Origin of the sequence: uncultured Marivita sp. (genome assembly GCF_947488135.1) — a bacterium.
Taxonomy (GTDB): domain Bacteria; phylum Pseudomonadota; class Alphaproteobacteria; order Rhodobacterales; family Rhodobacteraceae; genus Marivita.
Genome location: NZ_CANKYW010000029.1, coordinates 1 through 2759 on the forward strand (window position 1 = coordinate 1; position 2759 = coordinate 2759).

A 2759-nucleotide genomic window follows, 5' to 3' on the forward strand; every position below is an offset into this window, starting at 1 on the left:
GTAAGCATCCGGCGTAGGCCACAGCGAGGTCAACGTGCGTGTTGACGGTCCATTTCGATGAGCTCGCACAGGTTTTCGATCCCGAACGGAGTGAATGCGATGACGCTGTCGTTGCCGGGGCCGTAGACCCAGATCACGCCATCTTCGGGCTCCATATCGATGGCGAGATCAAAGATCCGATCGACGGTTTCGCCCAGTTCGGCTGCAACGCGGTCGATGGTCTTGACGGAATGGATCTTGTTCAACTGCATGGTCATGCCGCCTCAGCGAGGGGTCGGGTTTTCCAGTTCCATGGTAGAAGTTCATGGATGCGCGAGACGGGCATCTCGGGCAGCCGGGCGAGGACATCGGCAAGCCAGGCCTGTGGGTCGATGTCGTTCATTTTGGCCGTGACGATGAGGGTATACATGGCGGCGGCCCGCTCACCGCCGCGCTCGGAACCCACGAAGAGCCACGACTTTCTGCCCAAGGCTATCCCGCGCACGGCGCGTTCGGCCGCATTGTTCGTCAGGCAGATGCGCCCGTCATCAAGGAATGCCGTGAAGGCTTTCCAACGGCCATCTTTCTCGAACATGTAGTTGATCGCCTTGGCCACCTTGTTGTGTCGGGACAGTTTCGCGCGCTCTTCCTGCAGCCAGTCATGAAGATTATTCACCAAGGGACGTGACAGGACCTGGCGGGCGGCAAGGCGGGCAGCGGCATCCAGCCCATGGATGTCACGTTCGATGTCGAAGATGGCGTCGATCCGTTTCACCGCTTCCAGGGCGACCGGCGAGATCTGATGGGCGGGTTTGCCCTTTCGCACGTTCCTGGCAATATCCGCCAACTCGAAGAACTTCCGGCGCGCATGCGCCCAGCACAGCGCACTGGTCACCGGCCCCGCATATCGGTCGGCGCGATAGAGGTCGTTGTATCCGCCATAGGCGTCCGCTTGCAGCACACCTTGCCATCCGGCCAGGTGCTGATTGGGATTGGTGGCCGCGCGATCACGGGAGAAGCGGAAGAACGCAGCCGGTGGCGCTCCCCCGTTCCAGGGGCGATCGTCACGGACATAGGTCCAGAACCGGGCTTTCTTCGCGCCACCCCGCGCCAGAAGTGGCACGGTCGTGTCATCGCCATGCAGGCGGTGACCGGCGCGCACATGGGTCTCGATCAAGGCATGGACTGGCTGCAACGCGACAGCGGCATGCCCGATCAGGTCAGCCAAGGTCGACAGGCTCAACTCGACGCCTTCACGTGCGAAGCGTTCGGCCTGCCGGTTCAAAGGCTGGTGCTGACCATATTTCTCGAAGACGATCATGGCGATCAGGCTGGGCCCGGCCCATCCACGCGGGATCGCATGGAACGGCGCCGGCGGCTGACTGATCTTTTCGCAGGACCGGCAGGTGAACTTCTCGCGCACGGTCTGGATCACCTTCCACTGCCGCGGGATCACCTCCAGCGTCTCGGTGACATCCTCGCCCATCTTCACGATCCTATCCGAGCCACAGCAGGTGCAGGCGGCAGGTGCCTCGACAACAACCCGCTCGCGCGGCAGGTGCTCGGGGAACGGCTTGCGCACAGGTGGACGGCGCGTGAAGGCACGCACCGTGGTGGTGGCTTTGTCGGTTGCTTGTTCTGCGGCCAGGGCATCTTCGGTGGCCGCCGCTTCCAGTTCTTCAAGCTGCAATTCCAACTGATCGATCAGCCGGGCGCGTCGTTCTGACGAGATACCGTATTTGTCACGGCGCAGTTTGGCGATCTCGAGCTTGAGCTCCTGGATCATCGCTTCCGAGCAGGACACAACCGCACGGGTCTGTGCCAGCTCGCTTTCGGCCACATCTGCACGGGCCTCGGCGGCGGCCAGGGCAGCGCGTAATTTGGCGAGTTCGGAGGCGGCGTCAGACATGGCGGATGTCTATCACTCAAGCTCATGAAGAACCAACAAAAACAGGCCTGTAAGAGCAATTTATCCAGCCTTTGCAGGGCGTTGCGTCCAGCGTGGGTTGCGCCAGTCAATGCCTTCCAGAAGATAGCCCAACTGCGCCGCCGAGATCTGCACCGCATCACCGGACCGGCTCACCGGCCAGATGAACTTGCCCGCTTCCAAGCGTTTCAGATAAAGCGACATGCCCACGCCATCATGCCACAGGATCTTGACCAGATCGCCCTTACGGCCCCGGAAGCAGAAGATCTCACCCGCATGGGGATCGCGACCGAGACCCTCCTGCACCTGCAGCGCCAGCGTGTTCATGCCCCGCCGCATATCGGTGGTGCCGCCCGCAATCCAAACCTTCACGCCCGCCGGAAACGCGATCATTGCTCGTCCACCACCGCCAGGATCCGCGCAAACGCTTCGGGCTCCACGCCCACCGGCACGGTGACCCGGCGCCCGTTCGGCAGGGCTATCTCAACCTGACAGCCCGGAGGCGGACAGGGATCGACTGAATTGGTCTGCCGCGCGGGCGCTTTCGTCACGGTCACCGGCGCGAACGATACTGGGCGAGAGGATCCAAGCTCACCGTTTCGATACTGCCGCCTCCAGGTTGTCAGCAGCGACCGGCAAATGCCATGTCGCCGCGCTGTGGCTGCCGCCTGGCGGTGGCCGATGAAGCTTTCCTCCACAATGCGCACTTTGTCATCATCCGACCAATACCGGCGGCGTTCACCATCAGCGGCGGAAAGAACTTCGATTTGAGGGCGGTTGATAAAGTCGGACATAAGGTCGGACTTACCATCGGATCGATCCCGAAATCAGACGGCCGCCGCCGGAGGCTTAC

At 62.1% G+C, this 2759-nt stretch carries 5 protein-coding genes; 1 reads left to right on the top strand and 4 read right to left on the bottom strand.

Features of this window, described 5'->3' with window-relative positions:
• Positions 1-29: 29 nt before the first annotated feature.
• From Q1B16_RS22235 to Q1B16_RS22405, 4 genes are read right to left on the bottom strand one after another with little or no spacing between them, the layout of a single operon-like run.
• Complete coding sequence (locus tag Q1B16_RS22235) at positions 30-257, bottom strand: hypothetical protein (RefSeq protein WP_207768792.1); 228 nt, start codon at positions 255-257, stop codon at positions 30-32.
• Positions 254-1888 (bottom strand): IS66 family transposase, encoded by a 1635-nt coding sequence (locus Q1B16_RS22240; RefSeq protein ID WP_299794601.1) that lies wholly within the window; start codon positions 1886-1888, stop codon positions 254-256. Before Q1B16_RS22240 ends, Q1B16_RS22235 begins: the two co-directional genes overlap by 4 nt.
• A 60-nt stretch (positions 1889-1948) precedes the next feature.
• The gene (gene tnpB / locus Q1B16_RS22245) at positions 1949-2299 is read right to left on the bottom strand and encodes an IS66 family insertion sequence element accessory protein TnpB (RefSeq protein WP_108693770.1); all 351 of its coding nucleotides are present in this window, start codon (positions 2297-2299) and stop codon (positions 1949-1951) included.
• Entirely contained in the window at positions 2296-2613 is a 318-nt protein-coding gene (locus Q1B16_RS22405) for a transposase (protein ID WP_366140193.1), read from the bottom strand. The genes tnpB and Q1B16_RS22405 overlap by 4 nt, the downstream gene beginning before the upstream one ends.
• On the opposite strand from Q1B16_RS22405, the gene Q1B16_RS22260 reads away from it, so the two are divergent.
• Positions 2551-2759, top strand: a 209-nt coding sequence (locus Q1B16_RS22260) for a hypothetical protein (protein WP_299794612.1), incomplete at its 3' end; no start/stop codon positions are given. The two genes, Q1B16_RS22405 and Q1B16_RS22260, sit on opposite strands and share 63 nt — an antisense overlap.